3 protein-coding genes and 1 pseudogene are annotated in these 4,431 nt (G+C 41.1%); 3 read left to right on the forward strand and 1 reads right to left on the reverse strand.

The annotated features are described in order from the left end of the window. The coding region (locus ACFIKI_RS08210) for a tyrosine-type recombinase/integrase (protein WP_375666722.1) at positions 1–1,127 on the reverse strand (1,127 nt) is incomplete at its 3' end. 98 nt (positions 1,128–1,225) lie between these two features. Between ACFIKI_RS08210 and ACFIKI_RS08215 the strand changes: the two genes are divergently transcribed. From ACFIKI_RS08215 to ACFIKI_RS08225, 3 genes and pseudogenes are all read left to right on the forward strand, one after another. Then, positions 1,226–1,465, forward strand: a complete 240-nt coding sequence (locus ACFIKI_RS08215) for a hypothetical protein (protein ID WP_375666724.1) — start codon at positions 1,226–1,228, stop codon at positions 1,463–1,465. Continuing rightward, positions 1,446–2,774: a PBSX family phage terminase large subunit gene (locus ACFIKI_RS08220; protein ID WP_375666723.1), complete on the forward strand. Its 1,329-nt coding sequence runs from the start codon at positions 1,446–1,448 to the stop codon at positions 2,772–2,774. Before ACFIKI_RS08215 ends, ACFIKI_RS08220 begins: the two co-directional genes overlap by 20 nt. Beyond that, positions 2,759–3,514: pseudogene (locus ACFIKI_RS08225) on the forward strand (portal protein); the annotation flags it as partial. The gene ACFIKI_RS08220 and the pseudogene ACFIKI_RS08225, both read left to right, overlap by 16 nt. Positions 3,515–4,431 lie beyond the last annotated feature (917 nt).

The raw sequence follows: 4,431 nt of genomic DNA on the forward strand, positions 1-4,431 counted from the left end.
TAGACACGGCGCTGTTCTAAATAGTCAGTCCGACGATAGGCACGCTCTACTTGTCCTCCTACTGTATGACTTAGAATGGTTTCAGCGACCTCATAGGGAGCATCGGTTGTTTCAGCAAGCCAATCGCGTAAACTAGAACGAAAACCATGGGGGCAGGCATCAAGTTTATTATCTCTCATATATTGAGCCATACACTTCTGCGCAAGAGCTCCCCGACCGGTTGCAGAAAAGAAGAAATCATTGCGAGAAAGCGAGCGCGCTTGTTTCAAAATTTCTAATGCCTCTGATGATAAGGGGACGCGAAATTCTTTTGTTGTATCACGCTTTCCTTTCATATTCTCAGCAGGAATTGTCCATATATCCCCGTCAATCTGATCTTTATGGATATAACGTAAAGGGCGTGTACGAACCCCTGTCAGAATAAGTAAACGCAAAGCCAGTCGTGTTATGTTTTGTGTTTTACAGAGTGACTGATAAAAAGCTGGTATATCTTTCCAATCCATCGCTGGTCTATTCGTGATCTTATGGCGTTGTTTACCTAAAAGAGCGCGTGCTTTTGTTGTTGCTTGTAAATCAACATCTACACCTAATGCAGCCGCATGTTTGAGACAAAGATTAAGACGATTCAGTGCTTTCTCTGCTGTTGAAGCTTTTGTATGCCAAATAGGAGCAAGAACATTACGTATTTCTGTTTGTGTAATCTCTGAAACGGGGAGGCAGCCTAATTTGGGGAGAATATGAAGGCGTAAAGGTGTAAACCAAATTCCATCTTTGCCATCCCCTTTTAATTCTGCTTTACGGCTTTCAAAAGTATCTAAAGCAATATCTTTTAAATAATGAAGATTGCTTATTGCTTCACGCTTTTGTTTATTGCGTTCTTTAATAGGGTCACGCCCCTCACGTAACACAGAACGCCATCCAGTTGCCAATTCACGGGCTTGTTTTAAAGAGACATCTCGCAACGCTCCCAAGCCCATTTCACGGCGCCGACCATGAATGGTATAGCGATAAATCCATTGAGCACCACCATCTTTACGCTTATGAAGTAACAAGCCAGCACCATCATTATATTTGCCAGCTCCCAATGTTGCGACAGATCTTGCATTAAGACGGTTCATAAGAGCCATTTTTTAATCCTTTCTTATACAGTTTTTATCCATACACTCATCCCACTTGTTATGTGCAAATGAGTGGTTTTAGTTGATTCAAGATAAACAGATTTGAAATGAGAGAATCCTACGTTATTCGGGACTCTCATTCAACATACAAAACAGTGAATTATCATTATAAATCAATGCCTTGTTCTTATCTCGAAAAGCAGGCAATAAGATGCCCTGCTGCTTATTTAGCGTTGCTTGGTAAGGTGTTGCCGTTACAGGTAACAGGTGAAGATGGTGGCGCGATTAAGATCATAGGGCGTGTAGAAATTGCTCCTTTAACAATGAATGACGACAAAACAGATTAAGATTGTACCAAAGCTTATTCCTCTTTTTTCTGGTAATGCTTTGGTGCGTGCGGCTTGGGGAGGGAGAGGGTCTGGAAAGACAAGATCATTTGCCTTGATGGCTGCTTTAAAAGGCTATCAATTTGGTATGGGAGGGATATCTGGTACCATTCTTTGTGCACGACAGTTTCAGAATTCTTTGGCAGAGAGTTCATTAGAGGAGATTAAACGCGCTATTGAAGCGCATGACTTTTTGAAGGACTATTACAAGGTTGGGGAGTCGTCGATTAAGTCGAATGATGGTCGTATAGCCTTTCAGTTTTCTGGTCTGGACCGCAATATAGCCAGTATTAAATCCATGGGGCGTATTTTGCTTTGTTGGGTTGATGAGGCAGAGCCCGTTACAGAGACAGCTTGGCAGACGCTTATACCCACTTTACGTGAAGAGGGAGAGGGGTGGAGAGCAGAGTTGTGGGTGACATGGAATCCGTTGCGAGATAATGCACCGGTTGAAAGGCGGTTTCGCTTTTCAGACAATGAAGCCATTAAGCGTGTAGAGATCAACTGGTCAGACAATCCGAAGTTTCCCAAGATCTTGAATGAAGCACGGCTTGATGATTTGAGAAACCGTCCCGAGACCTATAAACATATATGGGAAGGGGCTTATCTTACAGCGGTTCAAGGCGCTTATTATCAAAAGGAAATGTTGGCAGCCGAGCAGGAGGGGCGGATAGGGCGCGTTGCTCGTGATCCTTTAATGCAGATACGCGCCTTTTGGGACATTGGGGGTACGGGCGCCAAGGCAGATGCCACGGCGATATGGATAGCGCAATTTGTTGGTAGAGAGATCAGAGTGCTTGATTATTACGAAGCACAGGGACAGCCGTTATCCGAACATATCGGTTGGTTGCGTCAAAATGGTTATGAGAAGGCATTGATGGTTCTCCCCCATGACGGTGCGACCAGAGACCGTGTACACAATGTGAGTTTTGAGAGTGCTTTAAATGATGCGGGTTTTGAAACGCAGGTCATTCCCAATCAAGGGGCTGGTGCTGTCAAAATGCGAATAGAGGCAGTGCGACGTATTTTGCCTTCTGTTTGGTTCAATGAAGAGATGACGGTCGCAGGACGTAAGGCACTGAACTGGTACCATGAGAAATGGGATGAGAAGCGCAATATTGGCTTGGGAGCAGAGCATGATTGGTCCAGTCATGGGGCAGATGCCTTTGGATTGATGTGCGTGGCTTATGAAGAACCTCCGACGATACAAAAGCGACCAGCTTATAGCGGTAGAGAAACTTATGAGAGCACGTCATGGATGGCAGAATGATGTATGATGAAGAGCATTTAGAGAAAGACAGCACCGTATCAGCTCTGTCTCATGATGGTTTGTTTCGCAAGCTTGTGAGTTGGTACAAGGAAGATGTGGAGCATGTCAATAAATGGCGTGAATATGCAAGAGAGGATTTTCGATTTTACAATGGAGATCAGTGGAATGAGAGTGATTTATCGGCTTTAAAAGAACAACGCCGCCCCGTTATGACTTTTAACCGTATTGCACCACTGGTTAATGCTGTTGTGGGGTCTGAAAGAAATAATAAACGAGAAGTGCAATTCATACCTCGACAAGTAGGAAAGGCATTGCCTAGTGAATTGCTTACTGGTGCGGCAGAATGGTTTCGTGATGTAGCACATGCAGAATATGCGGATAGTGATGCTTTCCAAGATGCGGTTATTTGCGGCATGGGGTGGACTGATACCCGCCTTGATTATGAAAACAGTCTTGATGGTGAACCGGTCATTACGCGTTTAGACCCCTTGAAGATGGTTTGGGATAGCGCGGCAGTGCAACCGAATTTAACCGATGTACAACGCATGTGGTATGTAGACCGCAAGCCATTAGACGTAGCCAAGCAAATGTTTCCCAAAGCCCATTGGAGTGAACTGAGTGCGGATTGGGCAAGGGATGGGATTGCTTATGAAGGCATTCATCATAATGATCTTGAAGCTTATAATGATGAGAAGGGTATTGATGTTGAAAACGGTCGACGGATGGTCACGCTCGTTGAAGGACATTATAAACAAAAACACAATAAAGTCAATAGTTTGTTTGCAATTATTTTATATGAATCCACTTAAGAATCCATCTTTTTATGTATGATTCATTTGACCATTTTTTATATAAGATTGGCATGTATGAATAGACCATAAAAAGCAAATCATGATGTAAATATTATAACGCATGTAAACGTTCATATAAAATGAAAAGCAGATATCATTCATAACAGTTCATAAATTTTATGATACGTTTTTATCACAGCACAAATCACATTGTTTTAAAATTTAGTCGTTTGAAAATATCGATAACATAAATTGTATACGTTTAAAGAATGGTATGAATTTTGCTCTTTTTTGAGCGAAACCTTCAAAGAAATAATCGTTTGAAACGGTCATAAGCTTATAGGTTTAATTCATAAAGATTGCACAAAGGATTTAAAGACAAGATTGATTTTATAATCACGGTATTTTTTTACCGAGGTAGAAAATAAACAGATAATGAAATTCAAAACGTCATATCTTATAAATCAAAAGCCTTTTAATGACATAATGCAAGCAAAAAACGTTTTAAAAGTATAAATTGAAAGATATGAAAGCAAACGAGGTCACCCCAAATTTGGGGGCACCTATTAAGATAAAGATAAGCAAGCAAAATTGAAAACCGTTGTAACATCATAAGGCATGAGATTTTTCTAAATTTTTAGAAAAAGCCACTCTGTTTAAAGAATGCTCTATTCTAAAGTTAACGCCTCCAAAATTGAATTGGTTGATTTTGCTAGCCAAATATAGAGCAATTAATTTGCAAAAAAGTTATGTTTGAGTGCAAAATAAAAATACGCTTATGAGAACTTCTCTAAGTGAACGTTTAAACGTTTGAAACAGATGTTTACAACAGTTTTTAAAGCCTTGCGTTTGATAAAAGCGGTTAT

This window comes from Bartonella sp. TT121SHDZB, from assembly GCF_042193415.1.
GTDB lineage: Bacteria > Pseudomonadota > Alphaproteobacteria > Rhizobiales > Rhizobiaceae > Bartonella.